This is a genomic window from Klebsiella sp. KTE92 (assembly GCF_000398905.1).
In the GTDB taxonomy this organism is placed as follows: domain Bacteria; phylum Pseudomonadota; class Gammaproteobacteria; order Enterobacterales; family Enterobacteriaceae; genus Klebsiella; species Klebsiella variicola.
Genome location: NZ_KB976100.1, coordinates 4,752,408 through 4,778,101, shown reverse-complemented (window position 1 = coordinate 4,778,101; position 25,694 = coordinate 4,752,408). Strand labels below are relative to the sequence as shown.

The window sequence follows — 25,694 nt, the reverse complement described above, 5'->3', positions numbered from 1 at the left end:
AGACATCGCTGTTCCGGACGGGGCCGGCGATGAAGCAAAAAAAAGCCCCCGGCAGGCGGGGGCAAGTCGTCGAAATAAGACGACGAGGGTTTATTTGTACAGCTCAGCGGTGGCGTGCCAGCTATCGCCGGTACGTGCTTCAATAATACGGTAGCTGCTGGCGCCTTCTTTCTCGGCTTTAGCGGCCAGCTCCTGACGCATGTCCATTGGCGCACTACCTACCTGGGATACGGAGATGGTGCCCATGGACTGCAGGTTTTGTGCTTGTTCAGCGTTAACTTGCTGAACGGCCGCGCATGCGCCGAAAGAGAGAACGGAAGCCAGGCCAAGGGATGCGATGATCATTGCGCGTTTCATAATCTTTACTCCAGTCTTTGTTTTGCCGCGGCGGGGGATGTATGCGCCCAGGCCGCGGTAGAGAATCTGTGTCGGGTTAGTCGTTGACGAACTACAACTTATTTATAAAGCTCAGCGGTGGCATGCCAGTGGTCGCCAGTGCGGGCTTCGATAATGCGATAAGAAGAAGCCCCTTCTTCCTGCGCTTTCTTGTTCAGCATTTCATGCATATCCATCGGGGAAGAGGCTACCGCGCCGACGGAAACTGTGCCGATGGCCTCGCGGCCCTGGGCTTGCTCGCTGTTGATAACGTCAGCGGCAAAAGCGCCAAACGACACGACGGACAGGATGCTGAGTGCTGCTACAGTGGTTTTGATTTTCATGATGTTCACCTCGTCGAATCTTTTTGTTGAGGGTCTTTGTTTCGTGACCCTCATCACAAAACCAAGTATACACTAATCACCAAAAATATTAATACCATGCTAATTGTTTTGCGCGTTAATAGTTACAATGAATTGCGCTTTTTATAACCTATAAGAATTAAAAATGACAACTTATCCGCAGTGATAAGATTTATTTCTAATAAAATCATAAAGGTATGCGAATTTGATCTTTTGTGCGTTTTAGGCGTTTCCCTTAAGTAAAAGAACGTATAGACGCGTTAAATCACACAAAATGTTAAATAATTGTTGGATTGAGGGGCGTGAGAGAGAAAGAAAGGGGAGTCGCCCTCTGACGATTGCCAGAGGGGAATACTCAGAGTTCCTGTTCGAACAGGACCAGGATGGCGTCGTGCAGATCTTTCACCGTAAAGCCGCGCGCAGGGGTGGTGAAGATGGTGTCATCCCCGGCGATGCTGCCGAGAATACCTTCCGCCTTGCCCAGCGAGTCGAGAAGACGGGCAATCAGCTGCGCCGCGCCGGGGCTGGTGTGAATCACCACGACGGCATCGTTATAGTCGATATCCAGCACCAGATTTTTCAGCGGGCTGGAGGTGGTCGGCACGCCAAGCTCAGCAGGCAGGCAATAGACCATTTCCATTTTGGCGTTACGGGTACGAACCGCGCCAAATTTGGTGAGCATGCGGGAGACCTTCGATTGGTTGATATTCTCGAAGCCTTCTTCCTGCAGCGCCTGGACGATCTCACCCTGCGAGCTGAATTTTTCTTCTTTAAGCAGCGCTTTAAACGCTTTAACCAGTTCTTCTTGTTTTGCCGAACTTCGCATAAGTCACCCAGATTATGGTGGTAAAAACAACATCATTATGCATAACCGTGAATTTTTATGCAAATAATCCGCAACGGGATAGGTCAATAATGTTATGAAGGGGGCATATTTTAGCAAAAAAACCATATAAGGAACATGTTCACATCACAACGCTTAAAGCCATGTAAAAGTAAATGAAATGTTATTGAGTTGGTGTTGTTTTGCGCAACTGGCTGGGTGTATTGTAACCAACAGTCGATCCGGTACTTCGCTTTGCTGGATGGTCAGTCAGGAAGCATAAAGTGCGCCGCTGTTCTATTGCTACGCACAATAATGCATTCTTCAGCCATAATCATTGTAATTGTTCATCTTGTGAATTAAGGTCCAGGCGACGGAATAACGAAAGACTAAATTAACCATAATAAGGAGTTTAGGATGAAAGTTGCAGTCCTTGGCGCCGCCGGTGGTATCGGCCAGGCGCTTGCCCTACTACTTAAGACCCAACTGCCTTCAGGTTCAGAGCTCTCGTTGTACGACATCGCTCCGGTTACGCCGGGCGTGGCGGTAGATCTAAGTCATATCCCCACAGATGTAAAAATTAAAGGATTTTCCGGTGAAGATGCTACCCCGGCGCTGGAAGGCGCTGATGTGGTGCTGATCTCCGCGGGCGTAGCGCGTAAGCCCGGCATGGATCGTTCCGACCTGTTTAATGTGAATGCCGGCATCGTTAAGAACCTGGTGCAGCAGATTGCCAAAACCTGCCCACAGGCCTGCATCGGTGTTATCACCAACCCGGTGAATACCACCGTGGCTATCGCCGCCGAAGTGCTGAAAAAAGCCGGCGTGTACGATAAAAACAAGCTGTTCGGCGTCACCACGCTGGACATTATCCGCTCCAATACCTTTGTCGCTGAGCTGAAAGGTAAATCGGCAACCGAGGTGGAAGTCCCGGTCATTGGTGGTCACTCCGGCGTCACCATTCTGCCATTATTGTCGCAGATCCCGGGCGTCAGCTTCAGCGATCAGGAAGTGGCCGATCTGACTAAACGCATTCAAAATGCCGGTACCGAAGTCGTGGAAGCGAAAGCGGGCGGTGGGTCGGCGACGTTGTCGATGGGTCAGGCGGCTGCGCGCTTTGGTCTCTCTCTGGTTCGCGCGATGCAGGGAGAGAAAGGTGTGGTGGAGTGCGCCTACGTGGAAGGCGACGGCCACTATGCGCGTTTCTTCTCCCAGCCGCTGCTGCTGGGAAAAAACGGCGTGGAAGAGCGACAGTCTATCGGCAAACTCAGCGCCTTTGAGCAGCAGGCGCTGGAAGGCATGCTGGACACCCTGAAGAAAGATATCGCGCTCGGCGAAGACTTCGTCAACAAGTAACCTCGCACGTGCAAAAAAGCCGGAACCGTTGTTCCGGCTTTTTATTGCCTCACTTTTCGCCTCCATGCGCCAGCGGTCGGGCAAATCTGCTAAAATCCCCCGCGTTTTAAGCCACCAGCCATGAGGACAGCGTGAAAAAGATCGAAAGAAAACAGACCCGGGACCAAATCGCGCAGATGATTCGTTATCAGATCCTCTCCGGCGCCATGAAACCCGGGGAGGAACTGACTCAGGAGAACATCGCGGAACAATTGGGACTTTCACGTATGCCGGTTAGGGAAGCGCTACAGTCCCTTGAACAGGAAGGATTTCTGGTGCGCTTGCCTAACCGACATATGCAGGTCTCCACGCTGGCCGTCGAGGATGTGAGCCATATTTTTCGCGTTATCGCGGTGATGGCTGCTGAACTGTTTGCCCTCGTGCCGGCAAATCAGGGGGAATTACTTCGCGTGCGCGCGCAGGAGCTGGCGCGTGCTGGCGATAATGCCGGTGAACTGGCGTTTCATCAGTTGCTGATTTCCTATCTTGATAACCGCTATCTGGCAAAGGCGTATCAGCAATTTTTGGACGGTTATATTTCCTATGTCATTCTGTACCTGAAAGAGGATGGCCAGGAGTCGGCGCAGATCCTGAACGAACTGGCGAGCGCCATTGGCCATGGCGAAGGCGAAAAAATTGCTCAGGCAACACAGCGTTATTTCCTTATGCTTGCGGAGATAATGCGTCAACATATGAAGGATTGGGAAAGTGCAGAAGCCTAAATTAGGGAAAATTAAGCTTCTTTCCGCGAAGGAGCAGGTGGCGGCGGTTTTGCGTAAAGCGATCCTTTCGCGGGATTTAGTGGAAGGGCAGGAAATTACCCTTGAAGGGATTGCCAAAATGGTTGGCGTTTCCAGCATGCCGGTACGTGAAGCGTTTCAGATTTTAGCCGCCGATGGTCTGATTCAAGTGCGGCCGAATAAAGGTGCGGTGGTGCTGGGGATTAATGAGCAGACTATCCGCGAGCATTACGAAATTCGCGCTGTACTGGAAAGTGAAGCGGTGGCGAAAGCTTCTCGTCCAGGGACCGATATTTCACGCATCGCTCAGGTTCACTATGCCGCAGAGAAGGCGCTGGCAGACAATAATTCTGCTGAATATTCCGACCTGAACCAGGCCTTCCACATGGAGATCTGGAACGCGGCGGGAAATGAAAAAATGAAGATGCTGCTCTGCAACATGTGGAACGGACTGTCGATGGGGCACAAGGTGACCGAAGAAGAGTACGCCGTCATTTCCCTCCGTGAACATAAAGCGATCTTACAAGCGCTTGAGCAGCATAACGAAGCGCTGGCCCGTCAGCGAATGCATGAGCATATCATCCGCTCGATGGAGAATATGCTCACGCGTTACCTGCCCGATCCTGCTCCCTGACCGGATCGATCGCCAGCGAATAGCTGGCGTTTGTTATATTTATCAACGTTATTAATTCCTCAACGTGACGATCTGCGCAGGATCTTGATGTAGATCTCATTGCGCGATCATTCCACAAAAACGCATTGACTTACTTTTTGCATGGGAATAATTTCTCCCTCATCAATATTGGATACAATATCATATATCATTGATAGGAAGAATTATAAGTATGGAACCGATTACCATCACCCTATGTTTGCTGGTGTTCGCTATCGTCATGTTCGTCTGGGAGAAAGTGCCGCTGGCAGTGACTTCCATGGTGGTTTGTGTGGCGTTAGTGGTCACTGGCGTATTGGATCTGAAGCAGGCCTTTGCCGGTTTTATCGACAGCAATGTCATTCTTTTTGTCGCCATGTTCATCGTCGGCGGGGCGTTATTTGAAACCGGGATGGCCAATAAAGTCGGCGGGGTGATCACTCACTTCGCCAAAACCGAAAAACAGCTGATTTTCACCATCATGGTGGTGGTCGGCGTGATGTCGGGCTTTCTTTCCAACACCGGTACGGCGGCGGTGCTGATCCCGGTCGTCATTGGCGTGGCCGCCAAATCGGGGTTTTCCCGCTCGCGTCTGCTGATGCCGCTGGTGTTTGCTGCCGCATTGGGCGGCAACCTGTCGCTGATTGGCGCCCCGGGCAACCTGATCGCGCAATCGGCCTTACAGAACATCGGCAGCGGCTTCGGTTTCTTTGAGTATGCGAAAGTGGGTCTACCGATGCTGGTCTGCGGCATCCTCTATTTCCTGACCATCGGCTATAAGTTTTTGCCCAATAATCCAAACAGCGGGGAAGTGGGCAGCGTCGGCGAACAGCGGGATTACAGCCACGTTCCACGCTGGAAGCAGATCCTGTCCCTGGTGGTGTTGATCGCCACGATCCTCGGCATGATTTTCGAAAAACAGACCGGCATTAGCCTGGCGGTGGCCGGCTGTATCGGTGCCCTGGTGCTGGTGGTTACCGGGGTGCTGACGGAAAAGCAAGCTTACAAAGCTATTGATTCACAGACTATTTTTATTTTCGGCGGCACCCTGGCGCTGGCAAAGGCGCTGGAAATGACCGGGGCGGGCAAGCTGGTGGCTGACCAGGTTATCGGTCTGCTGGGCAACAACTCCTCGCCGTTCATGCTGCTGGTGGTGGTCTTTGCCCTCTCCGTGGTGATGACCAACTTTATGTCCAATACCGCCACCGTCGCGCTGTTGGTGCCGGTGAGCCTGTCGATTGCCGCCGGTATGGGCGCCGATCCGCGTGCGGTGCTGATGGCGACGGTGATTGGCAGCTCCTGCGCCTATGCGACGCCGATCGGGATGCCCGCCAATATGATGGTGCTGTCGGCCGGGGGCTATAAGTTCGTCGATTACGCCAAATCCGGCATCCCTCTGATTATCGTTTCCACCATTGTCAGCCTGATCCTGCTGCCAATCCTTTTCCCTTTTCATCCGTAACTTACGGACGCTGTTCTGACTAAGGAGCCTTTATGAGCAAAAGCGAACAGATATCCCGCATGACCGACATCATGGCCAGATTTGTGGGATATACCGGCAAAGTATTGCCTGATGACGTCACGGCAAAACTAAAAGAGTTGCATAAGAAAGAGACCAGCCAGCTGGCGGACGTCATCTTTACCACCATGATTGAAAACCAGCGTCTGGCGAAAGAGCTGGATCGTCCCTCCTGCCAGGATACCGGCGTGATCCAGTTTCTGGTGGAGTGCGGCGCCAACTTTCCGCTGATCGGCGAACTGGAAGCGCTGCTGCGCGAATCGGTGATCAAAGCCACCGTCGACTCCCCGCTGCGTCATAACAGCGTCGAGACCTTTGATGAATACAACACCGGTAAAAACGTCGGTAAAGGTACGCCGACGGTCTTCTGGGAGATCGTTCCCAATTCCGATCAGTGCAGCATCTACACCTATATGGCTGGCGGCGGCTGCTCGCTGCCGGGTAAAGCGATGGTGTTAATGCCTGGCGCTGGCTATGAAGGGGTGACCCGCTTTGTGCTGGATGTGATGACCAGCTATGGCCTGAACGCCTGTCCGCCATTGCTGGTTGGCGTTGGGCTGGCAACGTCGGTGGAAACCGCGGCGCTGCTGTCGAAGAAAGCGCTGATGCGCCCGATTGGCTCGCACAATGATAACGAACGGGCGGCATCGCTGGAAAAAATGCTCGAAGACGGCATCAACAAAATCGGTCTGGGCCCGCAGGGGATGTCCGGCAATACCTCCGTGATGGGCGTCAATATCGAAAATACCGCACGCCATCCTTCCACCATTGGCGTGGCGGTCAACGTCGGCTGCTGGTCGCACCGCAAAGGACATATCGTTTTCGATAAAGACCTGAACTACACCATTACGTCTCACACAGGAGTGGCATTCTGATGGCTAAAAAAATACTCACTACGCCCATTAAAGATGAAGATTTAGCTGATATTAAAGCGGGCGATATCATTTATCTCAACGGCCATATTGTGACCTGTCGCGATGTGGCTCATCGTCGCTTAATTGAGGGCGGGCGTGAATTACCGGTCAATGTTGCCGGTGGCGCGATATTGCATGCCGGGCCGATTGTGCGACCGATTAAAGGTTCGGAAGATAAATTTGAAATGGTCTCCGTTGGGCCGACCACCAGTATGCGCATGGAGAAATTTGAAAAAGAGTTTATTGCCAGGACTGGCGTGAAATTAATCGTTGGTAAAGGCGGTATGGGGAAGGGAACCGAAGAGGGTTGCGCCGAGCATAAAGCCTTGCACTGCGTGTTCCCGGCCGGCTGCGCGGTCGTCGCCGCGGTCTGCGTGGAAGAAATCGAAGATGCGCAGTGGCGTGATTTAGGGATGCCGGAAACCTTATGGGTATGTCGTGTGAAAGAGTTCGGGCCGTTAATTGTCTCAATCGATACCCACGGCAATAACCTGTTTGAGCAGAATAAAGTGATCTTTAATCAGCGCAAAGACATGGTCGCCGATGAAATCTGCAAACATGTGAGCTTCATTAAATAACCCCGATTGAATATATAGCGCAGTAATGGCAGCGGCAGCTGACTGCTAAACAGAGGCTTCTGACCAGGCGGTCCGGGGAAATCCACTCGGCTAACGCGGTCTGCTGTTAGCCATTATTGCGCCCCTCCCAAAGGCTATTTTATGACTGACAATGCCGTCCTGTTAGGCGAAGGCTTCACCCTGATGTTTCTCGGCATGGGCTTTGTGCTGGTGTTCCTGTTGCTGCTCATTTTCGCCATCCGGGGAATGTCCCTCGCCGTCAACCGCCTGTTTCCCGAGCCGCCTGCCGCCCCCAAACCGGCACCGGCCGCCGTCGCGCCCGCCGACGACTTCGCCCGCTTAAAGCCGGCGATTGTCGCCGCCATTCACCACCATCGCCGTCTTCACCCTTAATTCACGGAGGAATTTATGACCGTTGCCATTACCGATGTCGTCCTGCGCGACGCCCACCAGTCCCTGTTCGCCACCCGTCTGCGTCTCGACGATATGCTCCCCGTCGCCGCTCAGCTGGATGACGTCGGCTACCGCTCGCTGGAGTGCTGGGGCGGCGCCACCTTTGACGCCTGCATCCGCTTCCTCGGCGAGGACCCGTGGGTCCGCCTGCGCGAGCTGAAAAAGGCGATGCCGAAGACCCCGCTGCAGATGCTGCTCCGCGGCCAGAACCTGCTCGGCTACCGCCACTACGCCGACGACGTGGTGGAGCGCTTCGTGGAGCGCGCCGTCAAAAACGGCATGGACGTTTTCCGCGTCTTCGACGCCATGAACGACCCGCGCAACATGCAGGCTGCCCTGCAGGCGGTCCGCCGCCACGGCGCCCACGCCCAGGGTACGCTTTCGTACACCACCAGCCCGGCGCACACCCTGCAGACCTGGCTCGACCTCACCGAACAGCTGCTGGAGACCGGCGTCGACTCCGTCGCCATCAAGGACATGTCCGGCATTCTGACGCCGCATGCCGCCTTTGCGCTGGTCAGCGAAATCAAAAAACGCTACGACGTCACCCTGCACCTGCACTGTCATGCCACCACCGGGATGGCGGAGATGGCCCTGCTGAAGGCCATTGAAGCCGGGGTCGACGGCGTGGATACGGCGATTTCGTCCATGAGCGCCACCTACGGCCACCCGGCCACCGAGGCGCTGGTCGCCACCCTCGCCGGCACGCAATATGACACCGGGCTGGATATCCACAAGCTGGAGAGCATCGCCGCGTACTTCCGCGAGGTGCGTAAGAAGTACCACGCCTTCGAAGGCCAGCTGAAGGGCACCGACAGCCGTATCCTCGTCGCCCAGGTCCCGGGCGGGATGCTCACCAACCTCGAAAGCCAGCTGAAGCAGCAGAGCGCCGCCCACCGTCTGGATGAGGTGCTGGCGGAAATCCCCCGCGTGCGCGAGGACCTCGGCTTCATCCCGCTGGTGACCCCGACCTCGCAGATTGTCGGCACCCAGGCGGTGCTCAACGTCCTGACCGGCGAGCGCTACAAAACCATCGCGAAGGAGACCGCCGGTATCCTGAAGGGTGAGTACGGCCGCACCCCGGCGCCGGTGAACGCCGCCCTGCAGGCGCGGGGGCTTGACGGCGCTGACCCGGTGACCTGCCGCCCGGCCGACCTGCTGAAGCCGGAGCTGGCGCAGCTGGAAGCCGACGTCAGACGCCAGGCGCAGGAGAAAGGCATCACCCTTGCCGAAAACGCCATCGACGACGTGCTCACCGTGGCCCTGTTCCCGCAGCCCGGCCTGAAGTTCCTCGAAAACCGCCACAACCCGGCAGCCTTTGAGCCGGTACCGCAGGCGGAAGCCGCGCAGCCGGTGGCAAAAGCAGAAAAACCAGCCGCCTCCGGTATCTACACCGTGGAGGTGGAAGGCAAAGCCTTTGTGGTCAAAGTCAGCGACGGCGGCGACGTCAGCCAGCTCAGCGCCGCGCCGGTGGCCGCTGCGCCTGCTGCCGCCCCGGCTCCGGCCGGCGCCGGCACCCCGGTCATCGCCCCGCTGGCGGGCACTATCTGGAAGGTGCTGGCCGCGGAAGGCCAGACGGTGTCCGAAGGCGAGGTGCTGCTGATTCTGGAAGCCATGAAGATGGAAACCGAAATCCGCGCCGCGCAGGCCGGGACCGTACGCGGTATCGCGGTGAAAGCCGGCGACGCGGTGGCGGTCGGCGACACTCTGCTGCAGCTGGCGTAAGGACGAGGAGCGGAAATGGAAAGTCTGAACGCCCTGATTCAGGGCATGGGGCTGATGCACCTGGGGGCCGGCCAGGCGGTGATGCTGCTGGTCAGCCTGCTGCTGCTGTGGCTGGCGATTGCGAAGAAGTTCGAGCCGTTACTGCTGCTGCCGATTGGCTTCGGCGGCCTGCTGTCGAACATCCCGGAGGCCGGGCTGGCGCTCACCGCCCTGGAGAGCCTGCTGGCCCACCACGACCCGGCGCAGCTGGCGGTGATTGCCGCGAAGCTCCACTGCGCGCCGGACGTCCACGCCATTAAGGAGGCGCTGGCCCTGGCCCTGCCGTCGGTGCAGGGGCAGATGGAGAGTCTCGCGGTGGACATGGGCTACTCCGCCGGGGTGCTGGCCATCTTCTATAAGGTGGCCATCGGCTCAGGCATCGCGCCGCTGGTCATCTTTATGGGCGTCGGGGCAATGACCGATTTCGGCCCGCTGCTGGCCAACCCGCGCACCCTGCTGCTGGGGGCGGCGGCGCAGTTCGGGATCTTCGCCACCGTGCTCGGGGCGCTGACGCTGAACTACTTCGGCATCATCAGCTTCACCCTGCCGCAGGCGGCGGCCATCGGGATTATCGGCGGCGCCGACGGCCCGACGGCCATCTACCTGTCGGGCAAGCTGGCGCCGGAGCTGCTGGGGGCCATCGCGGTGGCGGCCTACTCCTATATGGCGCTGGTGCCGCTGATCCAGCCGCCGATCATGAAGGCGCTGACCACGGATAAGGAGCGGAAGATCCGCATGGTGCAGCTGCGCACGGTAAGTAAGCGGGAGAAGATCCTCTTCCCGGCGGTGCTGTTGCTGCTGGTGGCGCTCCTGCTGCCGGACGCCGCGCCGCTGCTGGGAATGTTCTGCTTCGGCAACCTGATGCGCGAGAGCGGCGTGGTGGAGCGGCTGAGCGACACGGTGCAGAACGCGCTGATCAACATCGTGACCATCTTCCTCGGGCTGTCGGTGGGGGCCAAGCTGGTGGCGGACAAGTTCCTGCAGCCACAGACGCTGGGGATCCTGGTGCTGGGGGTGATCGCCTTCTGCGTGGGCACCGCCGCCGGGGTGCTGATGGCGAAGCTGATGAACGTGTTCAGCCGGCACAAAATCAACCCGCTGATTGGCTCGGCAGGGGTGTCGGCGGTGCCGATGGCGGCCAGGGTGTCGAACAAAGTGGGTCTGGACGCGGACGGGCAGAACTTCCTGCTGATGCACGCCATGGGCCCGAATGTGGCCGGGGTGATCGGCTCGGCGATCGCCGCCGGGGTGATGCTCAAGTACGTGCTGGCGATGTAGGCCAGCCTGTTCCCGCGGCTGGCATACCGGCCGCGGAGATTTCTCATAAGGAGACGGTGATGAATGAAGCCATAGCATGCTGTCCGGAAAACCGGACATCAACACGGGAGGCGGTGGTTGACGCCATGCTGGCGTCAGGCGATGAACTTGCACAACTGCAGCCGGCGCTGAACCTGCTTTCGCCCCCGCTGAACGCCACGCCTGGTGAAGCGCTGCTGGCCAGCTGTTATGAGGCCGGCGCTGACCACAACGCTGACGAGGCAACACGGGCGGTGATCGCCTTACCGGCGGCGGTCATGCGCTCTGCGACGCCCTCGCTGCAGCGCAGCGGTCTGCTGTGCATGGCGGCCGGGGCGCTCAGCGCCCGGCAACTTCCGCTGACGCACAACCGGCTGTGCGACGTGGCGGGGCAGTTCGCCCGCGCTATTCCTGAAGGCGATGAAGAGGCGGGCAGTGGATTTTATACCGTGCGCAGCGTGTCCCTGCCCGTTTACCGGCGGCTGCGGCGGGATAACCATTCTCACAGCGTCTGTCTGCAGCAGGCGCTGCTGCATTTGCTGGCCTGGAAGAGTGAGTCGCCCTGGGCGCGGCAGCAGGCGCAGCGCCTGCTCTGGCAGGGTGGCGTGCTGGGTGAGAAGGGGGAATTTGCGCTACTGACGCTGGATGATGAGCTTCGCGAGCGACAGATAGTCTGGCCCGGGCTGAGATCGCTGCTGGCGGTGACCGGGTTTCTGGTCAGATTCCCGGCCGGTCCGGTATTTAGCGATTAACGAGGCTCCCCAAACGGGGAGCCGTTTAGTTGGTGGCCGGGTATTCCTGAACGGCGATATGGAGCGTAATTTTCTTATCATCACGCATGATGACTACCGGAATTTCCGATCCCGGGCGGATCTCGGCCACCTGATCCATCGTCTCCAGTGCAGAAACCGCAGGTTTGTCATTCACGGAGATGATCACGTCGTTGGCGCGGATCCCGGCTTGTGCTGCGGGGCCATCAGGCGCCACATCGTTAACCACGATCCCCTGGATCTGATCGATCCCGCCGCCCTGTGCGTGCAGCGGGGCGATCTCCCGGCCGCTAATGCCGATATAGCCGCGGATCACCCGGCCATCCCGGATCAACTTATCCATAATTTTGGTCGCTAACTGGAACGGGATCGCAAAGCCAATGCCTTCCGGCGTTTCGCCGTCATTGCTCTTGTCAAAGGAGAGGGTGTTAATCCCCATCAGCTCGCCGAGGGAGTTCACCAGCGCCCCACCCGAGTTACCGTGGTTAATCGAGGCGTCAGTCTGCAGGAAGTTCTGGCGGCCGGTCGGGTTGAGGCCAATGCGCCCTGTGGCGCTGATGATCCCCTGAGTGATGGTCTGCCCCAGGTTATAGGGGTTGCCAATCGCCAGGACGACATCGCCAATATGCGGCGTGCGTTTCGGGTTGATCGGGATCACCGGCAGCCCGCCGGTGGCGTTGATCTTCAGCACGGCGAGGTCAGTCAGGGTGTCGGATCCGACCAGCAGCGCTTCGAAGACGCGGCCGTCCTGCAGTGCGACAATGATCTGATCGGCATCATTGATAACATGCTTGTTGGTCAGGATATAGCCGCGCTGATCCATGATCACCCCGGAGCCAAGCGTCAGCTGATTATGGCTGGTGCTGTTCAGGGCGCGGTTATAGACGTTCACCACGGCGGGCGCCGCGCGGCGTACGGCGGCGTTATAGCTCACAGGGGAGTCGTCTGCCGTATCGTTTTGGGTGGTCGGCGTCAGCTGCCACTGGCGTAGCGATGGCATCAGGGCCAGCAGCAGTCCCCCGACAATCAAACCGATGAGTATCGAACGTAATAACTTTCCAGGCATGATGCAAATATCGTTAATGAATGGTCAGACGCAGCATAGCATGAGTTGTCCGGACATCGCACATGGCGGCGATGTCCGGGAAGAAAATCAGCGTAGCAGCAGATAGATGCTTTCGTTGCCGCGGATCACATTCAGGGCGATGACCGGCGGTTTGCCTTCAAGCACTTTGCGCAGTTCGGCAATCGAATGAATACGTTCCCGGTTAAGGCCAATGATAATGTCATCCTTATGCAGGCCGACCTGGGCGGCGGCGCTGCCTTTATCGACATTATCGATCACCACGCCTTTGGTACCGTCCTTCATCTGACCATCGCTGAACGAGGCTCCCTGCAGGGCTGGGATAATCAGCTCGGCGCTGGCGGTGGAGGAGGTGCTCTTATCCAGCGTCACTTCGACATCGACCGGTTTTCCGTCGCGCAGCAGGCCAAGTTTGACCTTGGTCCCCGGTTCGGTGGTGGCGATGCGCGAGCGCAGTTCGGCAAAACTGTTCAGCGGCTTGCCGTTCAGACTGACAATGACGTCGCCGGATTTGATCCCTGCTTTGGCGGAACCGGAGTTTGGTAACACTTCACTGACGAAGGCGCCGCGCTGAACGTCGAGATTCATCGCCTTAGCGATATCGGCGCTCATTTCCATGCCTTTAATGCCCAGCAGGCCGCGCTTGATTTCGCCAAACTGAATGAGCTGGTCGGCGAGGGTTTTCGCCATGTTGCTTGGAATGGCGAAGCCGATGCCGATGCTACCGCCGCCCGGCGCCAGGATCGCGGTGTTGATCCCGATAAGCTCGCCGTTGAGGTTCAACAGCGCGCCGCCGGAGTTACCGCGGTTAATCGAGGCATCGGTCTGGATGAAATTCTCCAGCCCTTCCAGGTTCAGGCCGCTGCGGCCAAGGGCAGAGATAATGCCGGAGGTGGCGGTCTGGCCAAGGCCGAACGGGTTGCCGACGGCGACGGCGAAGTCGCCGACGCGGAGTTTATCGGAGTCAGCAATGGCGATTTGCGTCAGGTTCGCCGGCTTGATCAGCTGCAGCAGAGCGATATCGCTCTGTTCATCGCTGCCGACCAGTTTGGCATCAAATTCACGGCCATCGTTCAGCTGGACGCTGATCTTCTGCGCCTGATTGATGACGTGATTATTGGTTAGCACGTAGCCTTTCGCTGCGTCGATGATGACGCCGGAGCCGAGCCCTTCAAACGGCTGCGCCTGCTCCTGCGGGGCGTTATCACCAAAATATTTCTTCAGCTCTTCCGGCATATTGAGCGTCGGCGAGGCGGTGCCTTCCACCTGCACGCTGACCACCGCTGGCAGGACCTTTTCCAGCATCGGCGCCAGGCTCGGTAACGCGCCCTGGCCGGGCACCTGAGTCGGTAAGGATGCTGCTGCCGGAGGCAGGGCCGACAACGATAACCCAATGCTTAACGCTAACGCACTCAACAGCAAAGTCTGTTTCTTCATTAGATGCTGGCTCTCGTAACCTGAGGTGTATGGAAAAACGTCCTGAATAACCTGATGTTATTGAATTTTTGCACAGGTAACAATGTGGGTACTGGTTTAAATTGTAGCCGGGAAGTGGGGGAAGGAGCGGGCGCGGTGGGCGCGCCCGGAGATATTTTATCAGACGCGATCAGTTAATCGCGTTTTGCGCCACCGCGCAGTAAACCGGATGCGCCTTCAGAGTAGTCGCGCGGCATCTGGACCGGCGCCTGATCGTTGCTGGCTTCAGACTCTTCCAGACGGTTGCGGAACGGGTTGGCGTCTGCCATAGAGTCCGGCAGCAGGTTGTTAGAGCTTTTCGCCATATGCTGATACAGCTGACGATAGTCATGCGCCATGTTATCCAGCAGCTCAGCGCTGCGCGCGAAGTGGCTGACCAGCTCTTCACGGTATTCTTCAAGCTCGGCTTTATTCTTTTCCAGTTCGAACTGCAGCGCCTGCTGCTGGCGCAGTTTGCGGTTGCCGAAACGCATGGCGACGGCACCAATAATGATACCGACGACTAACCCAATTAGCGCGTATTCCCAGGTCATGAACATCTCCCGTTGTTTTGTGGTTCCGTAGGGTGGCTCTTAGGCTCTCCGCCTGCGCCCGATAGTGCCACTATAACCGCTAATTCCACAGAAGTGGAATCCTGGCGTATCATCGCGTAGTGTAGAACGGCCTTTTTTTCGTCAATCGTGAGCTTCGGCATTACGGTTTTCAAGGAATAACAATTAGATCATGCAAAGCCTGTCTCCAACATCGCGTTACCTTTTAGCCCTGAAAGAGGGCAGCCATCAACCCGACGACGTCCAGCAAGAAGCGGTGAGCCGCCTTGATACCATTTACCAGGAACTGCAGACTCAGCCCGCGCCCGTCGCGTCAGGCGGCGGTTTGCGCGCGAAATTCGGCAAACTGCTGGGTAAGCGCGAACCGGCTGCCGAGGCGGCGCCTGTCCGCGGCCTGTATATGTGGGGCGGCGTGGGGCGGGGAAAAACCTGGCTGATGGACCTGTTTTACCAGAGCCTGCCGGGCGAGCGTAAGCAGCGCCTGCATTTCCATCGCTTCATGCTGCGCGTGCACGAAGAGCTGACCACCCTGCAGGGACATAGCGACCCGCTGGAGATTGTCGCCGACCGTTTCAAGGCGGAAACGGATGTGCTCTGTTTTGACGAGTTTTTCGTCTCTGATATTACCGATGCCATGCTGTTAGGCGGGTTGATGAAAGCCCTGTTTGCCCGCGGCATCACCCTGGTCGCCACTTCCAATATTCCGCCGGATGAGCTCTATCGCAATGGCCTGCAACGGGCCCGTTTTCTGCCGGCGATCGACGCCATCAAGCAGCATTGCGATATTATGAACGTCGATGCCGGCATCGATTATCGTCTGCGTACGCTGACGCAGGCGCACCTGTGGCTGTCGCCACTGAACAGCGAAACCCGCGAACAGATGGATAAACTGTGGCTGGCGCTGGCCGGGGCGCCGCGCGCTGCTGCCGGGCCGACGCTGGAGATCAATCACCGCGAGCTGCCCACGCTTGGCGTCGAAAACCAGACGCTGGCGGCGTCGTTCGCCACGCTGTGTGTGGATGCCCGTAGCCAGCATGACTATATTGCCCTCTCCCGTCTGTTCCACACCGTGATGCTGCTCGACGTGCCGGTGATGACCGCGCAGCTGGAGAGCGAAGCGCGGCGCTTTATCGCCCTGGTGGATGAGTTCTATGAGCGCCACGTGAAGCTGGTGGTCAGCGCCGCGGTGCCGCTGTACGGCATTTATCAGGGAGAGCGGCTGAAGTTTGAGTTCCAGCGCTGTCTGTCGCGTCTGCAGGAGATGCAGAGCGAAGAGTATCTCAAGCGTCCGCATATGCCCTGACAGGGCGCTTTTTCCCGACGGATTGAGAGCCGGAAGACCACCCCGGGCCTGCCTGAAAAATCTCATAAAGGGGTCGATCTTTGACCCCGACTTCTCTATAATCTTGCGACCCCACGTTACGAGAAGGTTTTTTTCCCGAAACTTTCTATGCGCCGGCATAGGCTATTCGAAGGGGTAGGTTTGCTGGACAATGTCGTGTGAACCTCAACTGACTAAACGTTTGGGTGTTCACCAACGTGTAACTTATTATTTGGGTAAGCTTTTAATGAAAACTTTTACAGCTAAACCAGAAACCGTAAAACGCGACTGGTATGTTGTTGACGCGACCGGTAAAACTCTGGGCCGTCTGGCTACTGAACTGGCTCGTCGCCTGCGCGGTAAGCATAAAGCGGAATACACTCCGCACGTTGATACCGGTGATTACATCATCGTTCTGAACGCAGAAAAAGTTGCTGTAACCGGCAACAAGCGCGAAGACAAAATGTACTACCACCACACCGGCCACATCGGTGGTATCAAAGAAGCGACCTTTGAAGAGATGATTGCCCGCCGTCCTGAGCGTGTGATTGAAATCGCGGTTAAAGGCATGCTGCCAAAAGGCCCGCTGGGTCGTGCTATGTACCGTAAACTGAAAGTTTACGCGGGTAACGAGCACAACCACGCGGCACAGCAACCGCAAGTTCTTGACATCTAATCGGGATTATAGGCAATGGCTGAAAATCAATACTACGGCACTGGTCGCCGCAAAAGTTCCGCAGCTCGCGTATTCATCAAACCGGGCAACGGTAAAATCGTTATCAACCAGCGTTCTCTGGAACAGTACTTCGGTCGCGAAACTGCCCGCATGGTAGTTCGTCAGCCGCTGGAACTGGTCGACATGGTTGAGAAACTGGATCTGTACATCACTGTTAAAGGTGGTGGTATCTCTGGTCAGGCTGGTGCGATCCGTCACGGTATCACCCGCGCTCTGATGGAGTACGATGAGTCCCTGCGTGGCGAACTGCGTAAAGCAGGCTTCGTTACTCGTGACGCTCGTCAGGTTGAACGTAAGAAAGTCGGTCTGCGTAAAGCACGTCGTCGTCCGCAGTTCTCCAAACGTTAATTGTCTTCTGCTCACGCAGAACAATTTGCGAAAAAACCCGCTCCGGCGGGTTTTTTTATGGATAAAACGGCTGTTATCCACAATCATGCCGCCGGTTTTCGCCACTTTTTCAGCATTTCCAGAATCCCCTCACCACAACGTCTTCAAAATCTGGTAAACTATCATCCAATTTTCTGCCCAAATGCTGGTGATTGTTCATTTTTTGTTTTATTCGTGAACGAAGGTGACATCGCGCTACTGGGGTTTTTACATCTGGCCGGTCATGAGTGACTGGCAGCAGTACAAAATTCTGAATATACCTGGAGGTTTTCATGGCTGTCGCTGCCAACAAACGTTCGGTAATGACGCTGTTTTCTGGTCCTACTGACATCTATAGCCATCAGGTCCGCATTGTGCTGGCTGAGAAGGGTGTCAGTTTTGAGATAGAGCACGTGGAGAAGGACAACCCACCTCAGGATCTGATTGACCTCAACCCGAATCAAAGCGTACCGACGCTGGTGGATCGTGAGCTCACTCTGTGGGAATCTCGCATCATTATGGAGTATCTGGATGAGCGTTTCCCGCATCCGCCGTTAATGCCGGTTTATCCGGTGGCGCGTGGAGAAAGCCGCCTGTATATGCAACGTATCGAGAAGGACTGGTATTCGCTGATGAACACCATCCAGAGCGGTACCGCAGCGCAAGCTGATGCTGCGCGTAAGCAGCTGCGTGAAGAACTGCTGGCCATCGCGCCGGTCTTCACCCAGAAACCTTACTTCCTGAGCGACGAGTTCAGCCTGGTGGATTGCTACCTGGCGCCGCTGCTGTGGCGTTTGCCGGTTCTCGGTGTGGAACTGGTTGGCGCAGGCGCGAAAGAGCTCAAAGGCTACATGACTCGCGTATTTGAGCGTGATTCCTTCCTCGCTTCTTTAACTGAAGCCGAGCGTGAAATGCGCCTCGGTCGGGGCTAAATAATGGATGTATCACAGCTGACGCCGCGTCGCCCGTATCTGTTACGGGCGTTTTATGAGTGGCTGCTGGATAACCAGCTGACGCCGCACCTGGTGGTGGATGTCACTCTGCCGGGCGTGCTCGTACCGATGGAGTACGCGCGCGACGGTCAAATCGTTCTCAATATTGCCCCGCGTGCGGTCGGCAATCTGGAGCTGGCGAATGACGAGGTGCGTTTTAACGCGCGCTTTGGCGGCGTGCCGCGTAACGTGTCTGTTCCGCTGGCTGCGGTACTCGCCATCTATGCCCGTGAGAACGGCGCCGGCACGATGTTTGAACCGGAAGCGGCCTATGACGAAGATGTCAGCAGCCTCAACGATGATGACGTCGCGCCTGAGAGTGAAAGCGAAACGGTGATGTCGGTGATCGATGGCGATAAGCCGGATAATCACGACGACGATCCTGACGACACGCCGCCGCCGCGCGGTGGTCGCCCGGCGCTCCGCGTTGTGAAGTAACGCCTGACAGGCCCTCCGGGGCCTGTTTTTTTTCCTGCCTGCTTTGTTAACCCCGCCACACACGACGCGCCCCTGCGGCTGGTACTGTTATTGCCACACTTATCTTTCAGGGAGCAGTCATGTCTTTACTTGCACAACTGGATCGGCGTATTCGCTATTACGGTGGGTTAATTGTCTCCTGTCAGCCGGTGCCGGGCAGCCCGCTGGATAACCCCGCCATCGTCGCGGCGATGGCGCTGGCGGCGGAACAGGCGGGGGCGGTGGCGCTGCGCATAGAAGGTCTGGCCAACCTGCAGGCCGTTCGTCCGTTAGTGACGGTGCCTGTTATCGCGCTGATTAAGCGCGATCTGCATGATAGCCCGGTGCGTATTACGCCGTGGCTTGAGGATGTGAATGCCCTGGTGCAGGCGGGGGCCGATATCATTGCGGTTGACGGCACGCGGCGCCAGCGTCCTGCCTCTGTCGCATCGTTGTTGGCGGCAATTCACCGCCAGGGGAAAAACGCGATGGCAGATTGTTCCTCTCTCGACGAGGCCCTGGAATGCTGGCAGTTGGGCTTCGATATGGTTGGCACTACTCTCTCCGGCTATACCGCAGAGGAGACACCGGACGAACCGGACCTGGCGCTGGTGAAAAGCCTGAGCGCCGCGGGCTGCCGAGTGGTCGCAGAGGGGCGCTACAATACGCCTGCGCAGGCGGCTGAAGCGATGCGCTGCGGCGCGTGGGCGGTGACCGTCGGCTCGGCGATCACCCGCTTAGAGCATATCTGCGGCTGGTATAATACGGCGCTGAAAGCGGCGGTTTGTCCGGCGAATGAGCAATAAAAAAGCCCGATGGCGTTAACCATCGGGCTTTTATGCGCTGAGGCTCAGAGTCTAATCAGACTTCAAGGAAGTTGAGGATCCCGTCCGCCGCTTTACGGCCTTCGGCAATCGCAGTGACCACCAGGTCGGAACCGCGAACGATATCACCACCGGCGAAGATTTTCGGGTTGCTGGTCTGGAACGCATTATCGCTGCCTTCCGGCGCGATGATGCGGCCCTGAGAGTCCAGCTCGACGCTGTGCTTCGCCAGCCACTCCATGCTGTGCGGACGGAAGCCAAAGGCCATTACCACCGCATCAGCCGGCACCACGTGTTCAGAACCAGCGACGATCTCCGCGCGACGGCGGCCTTTCGCGTCCGGCTGGCCCATCTCGGTGCGCGCCATCTTCACGCCGCACACTTTGCCATTGGCATTCACTTCCACGCCCAGCGGCTGGACGTTGAACTGGAACTCAACGCCTTCTTCACGCGCGTTTTTCACTTCGCGTTTTGAACCGGGCATGTTCTCTTCGTCACGACGATAGGCACAGATCACGTGCGCCGCATTCTGACGAATGGAGGTCCGCACGCAGTCCATCGCGGTGTCGCCACCGCCGAGCACGACCACGCGTTTGCCTTCCATGCTGACGTAGGGCTCATCAGCTGTTTCGCCAAAGCCCATGATCTGCTTGGTGTTAGCGATCAGGAACGGCAGCGCGTCGTAGACGCCCGGGGCGTCTTCGTTGTCCAGTCCACCGCGCATCGACTGATAGGTCCCGACGCCGAGGAACACGGCATCGTACTCTTTCAGCAGGTCGTCGAGCTGTACGTCGCGACCCACTTCGGTATTGAGTTTGAACTCAATGCCCATGCCGGTGAAGATTTCACGGCGGCGGGTCATCACCTCTTTTTCCAGCTTGAACGCCGGGATACCGAAGGTCAGCAGGCCGCCGATTTCCGGATGGCGGTCAAACACCACCGCCTTGACGCCGTTGCGGGTCAGCACGTCGGCACAAGCGAGGCCCGCCGGGCCAGCACCGATGATCGCGACGGTTTTACCGGTCGGCTTCACGCCGGAGAGATCCGGACGCCAGCCCATTTCGAACGCTTTGTCATTGATATAGCGTTCGATGTTGCCGATGGTCACCGCGCCGAACTCATCGTTCAGCGTACAGGAGCCTTCACACAGGCGGTCCTGCGGGCAAACGCGCCCGCAGACTTCCGGCAGGGTGTTGGTCTGATGCGACAGCTCAGCCGCCTCAAAAATACGCCCCTCGTTGGCCAGCTTCAGCCAGTTCGGGATGTAGTTATGCACCGGGCATTTCCATTCACAGTACGGGTTGCCGCAGGAGAGGCAGCGATCTGCCTGCGCCTTGGCCTGGCCTTCTGAAAACGGCTCGTAAATTTCCACAAACTCAATTTTACGGATCTTCAGCGGTTTCTTTGGCGGATCAACGCGCTGCAGGTCGATAAATTGATAAACGTTCTGACTCATCTTAACCCCTTACTGCGCCTGCACCCGCAGCTCAGCTGCGGAACGACTACGGTGACCCAACAGTGCTTTAACATCGCTGGACTTCGGTTTAACCAGCGCAAACTTCGCGGAGAAGGCCGGCCAGTTGGCGAGGATCTCTTCGCCACGTTGCGAACCGGTAAGCTGCACATGTTCGGTGATTAAACCGCGCAGGTGCTCTTCATGGATAGCCAGAGAATCAACGTCCAGCACTTCCACCAGCTCCGGGTTCACGCGTTTACGGAAGTCGCCATCTTCATCCAGGACATAAGCAAAGCCGCCGGTCATCCCTGCGCCAAAGTTGACGCCGGTTTTACCGAGCACGCAGACGATGCCGCCGGTCATATATTCACAGCCGTTGTCACCGATGCCTTCCACCACGGTAATGGCGCCGGAGTTACGCACGGCGAAACGCTCGCCTGCGCGGCCTGCGGCGTACAGACGACCACCGGTCGCGCCGTACAGGCAGGTGTTGCCGATAATGCTGGCTTCATGGCTGCGGAACGCAGAGCCGACCGGAGGACGAATGGCCAGCAGACCGCCCGCCATGCCTTTCCCGACATAGTCGTTGGCATCGCCGGTCAGATGCAGCTCTACGCCACCGGCGTTCCACACGCCGAAGCTCTGGCCTGCGGTGCCGCTAAAGTGGGCGACGATCGGATCCCCGGCCAGTCCCTGGTCACCATGGGTCTGGGCAATATACCCGGACAGCGAGGCCCCCACGGAGCGGTCGGTATTGCGGATATCGAACCAGAACGTTTTGCTCTGCTTTTCATCCACGTACGGTTTCGCCTGCTGCAGCAGCTGCGCGTTGAGTACACCGTTATCGAACGGTGGGTTGTTCTCGGTGCAGTACAGCGCTTTGCCCGGATGCGGCTCTGCGGTCTCCAGCAGTTTACCCAGATCCAGTTTCTGCTGTTTGGCAGTAAACCCATCCAGCTCTTTGAGCAGATCGGTGCGGCCAATCAGATCCACCAGACGCTTGACGCCCAGCTGGGCCATCAGCTCGCGGGTCTCACGGGCGATAAATTCAAAGTAGTTGGTCACTTTGAACGGCAGACCGTGATAGTGGTTCTTACGCAGTTTGTCATCCTGAGTCGCCACGCCGGTCGCACAGTTGTTCAGGTGGCAAATACGCAGGTATTTACAGCCCAGCGCGACCATCGGGCCGGTACCGAAACCGAAGCTCTCTGCGCCAAGGATCGCCGCTTTGATGATATCGAGGCCGGTTTTCAGGCCGCCGTCCACCTGCAGACGGATCTTATGACGCAGACCGTTAGCGACCAGCGCCTGCTGGGTTTCCACCAGGCCAAGCTCCCACGGACAGCCGGCATATTTCACCGATGAGAGCGGGCTCGCCCCGGTACCGCCGTCGTAGCCGGCGATGGTGATCAGGTCGGCATAGGCTTTGGCCACGCCGGTGGCGATGGTGCCAACGCCCGGTTCAGAAACCAGTTTGACCGAAATCATCGCTTTCGGGTTGACCTGCTTGAGGTCGAAAATCAGCTGCGCCAAATCCTCGATAGAGTAGATATCGTGGTGCGGCGGCGGGGAAATCAGCGTCACGCCCGGTACGGAATAGCGCAGTTTGGCGATATACGGGGTGACTTTATCACCCGGCAACTGACCGCCTTCACCCGGTTTCGCCCCCTGGGCGACTTTGATCTGGATGACGTCGGCATTGACCAGATAGGCTGGCGTGACGCCGAAGCGGCCGGACGCGACCTGCTTGATGCGCGACACTTTATTGGTGCCGTAGCGCGCCGGGTCTTCACCGCCTTCACCGGAGTTAGAGAAACCGCCGATGCTGTTCATCGCTTCCGCCAGCGATTCGTGTGCTTCCGGGCTCAGCGCGCCGATCGACATCGCCGCGGTATCGAAGCGTTTGAACAGCTCTTTCGCCGGTTCTACGTCGTCGATACTGATTGCGTCTTCGCCTGGATTGAGCGCCAGCAGATCGCGCAGCGTGGCCGCCGGACGTTCGTTAACCAGTTTCGCGTATTGTTGATAGTCGCTGTATTCGCCGCTCTGCACGGCCTTCTGCAGGGTCTGAACCACGTCCGGGTTGTAGGCGTGATATTCACCGCCGTGCACGAACTTCAGCAGGCCGCCCTGAGCCAGTGGCTTACGTGCCAGCCAGGCGCGTTTCGACAGATTCAGCAGATCCTGCTGGAAATCGTCGAAGCCGGCGCCGCCGATGCGGCTGACCACGCCCTGGAAGCAGAGATCGGAAACCTCGCGATGCAGACCGACGGCTTCGAACAGCTTCGAGCAGCGGTAGGACGCGATGGTGGAGATCCCCATCTTCGACATGATTTTGTACAGACCTTTGTTGATACCGTTGCGATAGTTCAGCATCACCGCACGGTAGGCTTTATCGATAGCTTTGCTGTCGACCAGCTTCGCCAGCGTTTCATAGGCGAGGTACGGATAGATAGCGGTCGCGCCGAAGCCGAGCAGGACCGCAAAGTGATGCGGATCGCGGGCACTGGCGGTTTCAACGATGATGTTGGCATCGCAGCGCAGACTTTTATCGACCAGACGGGTCTGGATCGCGCCAACGGCCATCGGCGCCGGTACCGGCAGACGGTCTTTGGCGATGTTGCGGTCGGACAGCACCAGCAGCACGGTACCCTCGCGCACCATTTGCTCTGCTTTGTCACACAGGGCTTTCACCGTCTCGCTGAGCGAGGCCTCTGCCGGGTTAAACGTGATGTCGAGGACGTCGGCACGATAGTGCTCTTCTTCCATCGTCGTCAGCTGTTTGAAATCGGAGTACAGCAGGATCGGCGATTTGAAGCTCAGGCGATGGGCCTGGCCTTCCGCTTCGCAGAAGACGTTCATTTCGCGACCGATGCTGGTGGCCAGCGACATGACGTGCGCTTCACGCAGCGGATCGATAGGCGGGTTAGTCACCTGGGCGAACTGCTGACGGAAGTAATCGTAGATAATGCGCGGCTGGCTGGAGAGCACGGCGAAAGGCGTGTCATCGCCCATCGAACCGACTGCTTCCTGGCCATTTTCGCCGAGCACGCGCAGGACGGAGTCCAGCTCTTCCGCGCTGTAGTTAAACTGTTTCTGGTAGCTGGCGAGCGTGTCGTCATCCAGTTGGCGGCTGCCGACTTCTTCTTCCGGCAGATCTTCGAACGGCACCAGGCGACGAACGTTTTTCTCCATCCACTCTTTGTACGGGTGGCGGCTCTTCAGATCGTCATCGGTTTCCGCCGAGTGCAGAATGCGTCCGGCGCGGGTATCGATAACCATCAGCTCGCCCGGGCCCACGCGGCCTTTCTCGACCACTTCGTCCGGCTGGTAGTCCCAGATACCGACTTCAGAGGCGCAGGTGATGAGCTTATCTTTGGTAATGACGTAGCGCGCCGGGCGCAGGCCATTACGATCGAGGTTACAGGCAGCGTAGCGGCCATCGGACATGACGATGCCCGCCGGGCCGTCCCACGGCTCCATATGCATGGAGTTAAAGTCGAAGAACGAACGCAGCTCCGGATCCATATCCGGGTTGTTCTGCCAGGCTGGCGGCACCAGCAGGCGCATGGCGCGCACGATATCCATCCCGCCGGCCAGCAGCAGCTCCAGCATGTTGTCCATTGAACTGGAGTCAGAGCCGGTTTCGTTAACGAACGGCGCGGCGTCGTGCAGATCCGGGATCAGCGGGGTCTGGAACTTATAGGTACGGGCGCGGGCCCACTGGCGGTTGCCGGTGATGGTGTTGATTTCACCGTTGTGCGCCAGGTAACGGAACGGCTGCGCCAGCGGCCAGCGCGGCACGGTGTTGGTGGAGAAGCGCTGGTGGAACAGGCAGATAGCCGACTCCAGGCGCAGGTCCGCGAGGTCCAGGTAGAAGCGCGGCAAATCCGCCGGCATACACAGACCTTTATAGATGTTGACCAGGTTGGACAGGCTACAAACGTAGAAATCTTTGTCTTCCTGCAGGCGTTTTTCAATGCGACGACGCGCAATAAACAGACGGCGCTCCATATCGCGCGGGCGCCAGCCAGCCGGGGCGTTCACAAAGATTTGCTCAATACGGGGCAGCGAGGAGAGGGCGATTTCACCGAGGACGCCTTCGTTGGTCGGCACATCGCGCCAGCCGACAATCGACAGGGTCTCAAGCTGAAGTTCTTCTTCAACGATGCGGCGCGCCGCTTTAGCCAGCTCAGGATCTTTATTCAGGAACAGCATCCCAACGGCGTAGTTTTTGGCTAAACGCCAGCCGCGCTCTTCAGCAACGATGCGGAAGAAACGATCGGGTTTTTGCAGCAGCAGACCGCAACCGTCGCCGGTTTTACCATCGGCAAGGATTGCGCCACGGTGCTGCATGCGGGCCAGTGCGTGTATCGCGGTTCGCACTACCTTGTGGCTAGGTTCGCCTTCTATGTGGGCGATCAGGCCGAAACCACAGTTATCCCTCTCAAGGGATTTGTCGTACAACATATCAGTGAACCTCCCCAGGCTCTGCGGACACCCTCCGATACCGATTGCGCACAGGCACAGAAAGAGCATGGCGACGGGGTTTGCACCTCGCATTCGCCCTCTTTAAATCCTTTTCGCATCGGTACACAAGTTTGAGGACTTGCTGTTAAGAGGGAATCTCAATTACTGCATAAATATGATGAGCAGAGTGCTCATCCAGAAAGCTTCCAGCGGATTCCCAACTTATCGGGAATCCACACTTACGTCAAATGGCAATCTTATTAATACAAAAATGTGCTATACAGGTGTTAACTTGTTGTTTTAAAAATAAATAGTGCCATT

Annotated in this window: 25 protein-coding genes; 17 read left to right on the top strand and 8 right to left on the bottom strand. The window is 57.5% G+C overall.

Annotated features, from left to right (window positions below):
- Nucleotides 1-90: 90 nt before the first annotated feature.
- The 3 genes from yhcN-B to argR all read right to left on the bottom strand — a co-directional run bounded on the left by yhcN-B (nucleotide 91) and on the right by argR (nucleotide 1,563).
- On the bottom strand, nucleotides 91-357 hold the full coding sequence (gene yhcN-B, locus A1WC_RS03170; protein WP_016161890.1) for a DUF1471 family stress response protein YhcN-B: 267 nt from the start codon (nucleotides 355-357) through the stop codon (nucleotides 91-93).
- Between the two features lie 98 nt (nucleotides 358-455).
- Complete coding sequence (gene yhcN, locus A1WC_RS03175) at nucleotides 456-719, bottom strand: peroxide/acid stress response protein YhcN (protein ID WP_008806679.1); 264 nt, start codon at nucleotides 717-719, stop codon at nucleotides 456-458.
- A 373-nt stretch (nucleotides 720-1,092) separates the two neighbouring features.
- Entirely contained in the window at nucleotides 1,093-1,563 is a 471-nt protein-coding gene (argR, locus tag A1WC_RS03180; RefSeq protein ID WP_002918625.1) for a transcriptional regulator ArgR, read from the bottom strand.
- A 414-nt stretch (nucleotides 1,564-1,977) separates the two neighbouring features.
- On the opposite strand from argR, the gene mdh reads away from it, so the two are divergent.
- From mdh to A1WC_RS03230, 10 genes are all read left to right on the top strand, one after another.
- Entirely contained in the window at nucleotides 1,978-2,916 is a 939-nt protein-coding gene (gene mdh, locus A1WC_RS03185; protein ID WP_008806678.1) for a malate dehydrogenase, read from the top strand.
- Between the two features lie 131 nt (nucleotides 2,917-3,047).
- On the top strand, nucleotides 3,048-3,677 hold the full coding sequence (locus tag A1WC_RS03190) for a GntR family transcriptional regulator (RefSeq protein ID WP_016161889.1): 630 nt from the start codon (nucleotides 3,048-3,050) through the stop codon (nucleotides 3,675-3,677).
- Complete coding sequence (locus tag A1WC_RS03195; RefSeq protein WP_008806676.1) at nucleotides 3,664-4,329, top strand: GntR family transcriptional regulator; 666 nt, start codon at nucleotides 3,664-3,666, stop codon at nucleotides 4,327-4,329. The genes A1WC_RS03190 and A1WC_RS03195 overlap by 14 nt, the downstream gene beginning before the upstream one ends.
- Before the next feature lie 211 nt (nucleotides 4,330-4,540).
- Entirely contained in the window at nucleotides 4,541-5,809 is a 1,269-nt protein-coding gene (locus tag A1WC_RS03200; protein WP_012967161.1) for an SLC13 family permease, read from the top strand.
- A 32-nt stretch (nucleotides 5,810-5,841) separates the two neighbouring features.
- Nucleotides 5,842-6,741, top strand: a complete 900-nt coding sequence (gene ttdA / locus A1WC_RS03205; RefSeq protein ID WP_016161888.1) for a L(+)-tartrate dehydratase subunit alpha — start codon at nucleotides 5,842-5,844, stop codon at nucleotides 6,739-6,741.
- Entirely contained in the window at nucleotides 6,741-7,358 is a 618-nt protein-coding gene (ttdB, locus tag A1WC_RS03210; RefSeq protein WP_012967163.1) for a L(+)-tartrate dehydratase subunit beta, read from the top strand. The genes ttdA and ttdB overlap by 1 nt, the downstream gene beginning before the upstream one ends.
- A 141-nt stretch (nucleotides 7,359-7,499) precedes the next feature.
- Nucleotides 7,500-7,751, top strand: a complete 252-nt coding sequence (locus A1WC_RS03215; protein ID WP_012540458.1) for an oxaloacetate decarboxylase subunit gamma — start codon at nucleotides 7,500-7,502, stop codon at nucleotides 7,749-7,751.
- A 15-nt stretch (nucleotides 7,752-7,766) separates the two neighbouring features.
- Complete coding sequence (gene oadA, locus A1WC_RS03220; RefSeq protein WP_016161887.1) at nucleotides 7,767-9,536, top strand: sodium-extruding oxaloacetate decarboxylase subunit alpha; 1,770 nt, start codon at nucleotides 7,767-7,769, stop codon at nucleotides 9,534-9,536.
- A 15-nt stretch (nucleotides 9,537-9,551) separates the two neighbouring features.
- On the top strand, nucleotides 9,552-10,853 hold the full coding sequence (locus A1WC_RS03225; RefSeq protein WP_016161886.1) for an oxalacetate decarboxylase subunit beta: 1,302 nt from the start codon (nucleotides 9,552-9,554) through the stop codon (nucleotides 10,851-10,853).
- Between the two features lie 59 nt (nucleotides 10,854-10,912).
- Entirely contained in the window at nucleotides 10,913-11,623 is a 711-nt protein-coding gene (locus A1WC_RS03230; RefSeq protein WP_016161885.1) for a hypothetical protein, read from the top strand.
- 25 nt (nucleotides 11,624-11,648) lie between these two features.
- On the opposite strand, the gene degS is transcribed toward A1WC_RS03230, so the two are convergent.
- The 3 genes from degS to zapG all read right to left on the bottom strand — a co-directional run bounded on the left by degS (nucleotide 11,649) and on the right by zapG (nucleotide 14,734).
- Complete coding sequence (gene degS, locus A1WC_RS03235) at nucleotides 11,649-12,707, bottom strand: outer membrane-stress sensor serine endopeptidase DegS (RefSeq protein ID WP_008806667.1); 1,059 nt, start codon at nucleotides 12,705-12,707, stop codon at nucleotides 11,649-11,651.
- An 87-nt stretch (nucleotides 12,708-12,794) separates the two neighbouring features.
- A complete protein-coding gene (gene degQ / locus A1WC_RS03240) occupies nucleotides 12,795-14,162 on the bottom strand; it encodes a serine endoprotease DegQ (RefSeq protein WP_008806666.1) in 1,368 nt (455 codons plus the stop codon).
- Between the two features lie 173 nt (nucleotides 14,163-14,335).
- On the bottom strand, nucleotides 14,336-14,734 hold the full coding sequence (zapG, locus tag A1WC_RS03245) for a Z-ring associated protein ZapG (protein ID WP_012540461.1): 399 nt from the start codon (nucleotides 14,732-14,734) through the stop codon (nucleotides 14,336-14,338).
- A 190-nt stretch (nucleotides 14,735-14,924) separates the two neighbouring features.
- On the opposite strand from zapG, the gene zapE reads away from it, so the two are divergent.
- From zapE to A1WC_RS03275, 7 genes are all read left to right on the top strand, one after another.
- Nucleotides 14,925-16,055: a cell division protein ZapE gene (gene zapE, locus A1WC_RS03250; protein ID WP_016161884.1), complete on the top strand. Its 1,131-nt coding sequence runs from the start codon at nucleotides 14,925-14,927 to the stop codon at nucleotides 16,053-16,055.
- 265 nt (nucleotides 16,056-16,320) lie between these two features.
- Nucleotides 16,321-16,749 (top strand): 50S ribosomal protein L13, encoded by a 429-nt coding sequence (gene rplM / locus A1WC_RS03255; protein WP_002918559.1) that lies wholly within the window; start codon nucleotides 16,321-16,323, stop codon nucleotides 16,747-16,749.
- Nucleotides 16,750-16,764: 15 nt separating this feature from the next.
- The gene (gene rpsI, locus A1WC_RS03260) at nucleotides 16,765-17,157 is read left to right on the top strand and encodes a 30S ribosomal protein S9 (protein WP_000829815.1); all 393 of its coding nucleotides are present in this window, start codon (nucleotides 16,765-16,767) and stop codon (nucleotides 17,155-17,157) included.
- A 57-nt stretch (nucleotides 17,158-17,214) separates the two neighbouring features.
- On the top strand, nucleotides 17,215-17,427 hold the full coding sequence (locus tag A1WC_RS27685) for a hypothetical protein (RefSeq protein WP_136047529.1): 213 nt from the start codon (nucleotides 17,215-17,217) through the stop codon (nucleotides 17,425-17,427).
- A 41-nt stretch (nucleotides 17,428-17,468) separates the two neighbouring features.
- Nucleotides 17,469-18,107, top strand: a complete 639-nt coding sequence (gene sspA / locus A1WC_RS03265; RefSeq protein WP_002918467.1) for a stringent starvation protein SspA — start codon at nucleotides 17,469-17,471, stop codon at nucleotides 18,105-18,107.
- A 3-nt stretch (nucleotides 18,108-18,110) separates the two neighbouring features.
- Complete coding sequence (sspB, locus tag A1WC_RS03270) at nucleotides 18,111-18,605, top strand: ClpXP protease specificity-enhancing factor (RefSeq protein WP_008806663.1); 495 nt, start codon at nucleotides 18,111-18,113, stop codon at nucleotides 18,603-18,605.
- A gap of 119 nt (nucleotides 18,606-18,724) precedes the next feature.
- Nucleotides 18,725-19,429, top strand: a complete 705-nt coding sequence (locus tag A1WC_RS03275) for an N-acetylmannosamine-6-phosphate 2-epimerase (protein WP_016161883.1) — start codon at nucleotides 18,725-18,727, stop codon at nucleotides 19,427-19,429.
- Between the two features lie 55 nt (nucleotides 19,430-19,484).
- On the opposite strand, the gene gltD is transcribed toward A1WC_RS03275, so the two are convergent.
- Both gltD and gltB read right to left on the bottom strand, forming a co-directional pair.
- A complete protein-coding gene (gene gltD / locus A1WC_RS03280) occupies nucleotides 19,485-20,903 on the bottom strand; it encodes a glutamate synthase subunit GltD (protein WP_016161882.1) in 1,419 nt (472 codons plus the stop codon).
- A 9-nt stretch (nucleotides 20,904-20,912) separates the two neighbouring features.
- Entirely contained in the window at nucleotides 20,913-25,373 is a 4,461-nt protein-coding gene (gene gltB / locus A1WC_RS03285; protein ID WP_008806660.1) for a glutamate synthase large subunit, read from the bottom strand.
- Nucleotides 25,374-25,694 lie beyond the last annotated feature (321 nt).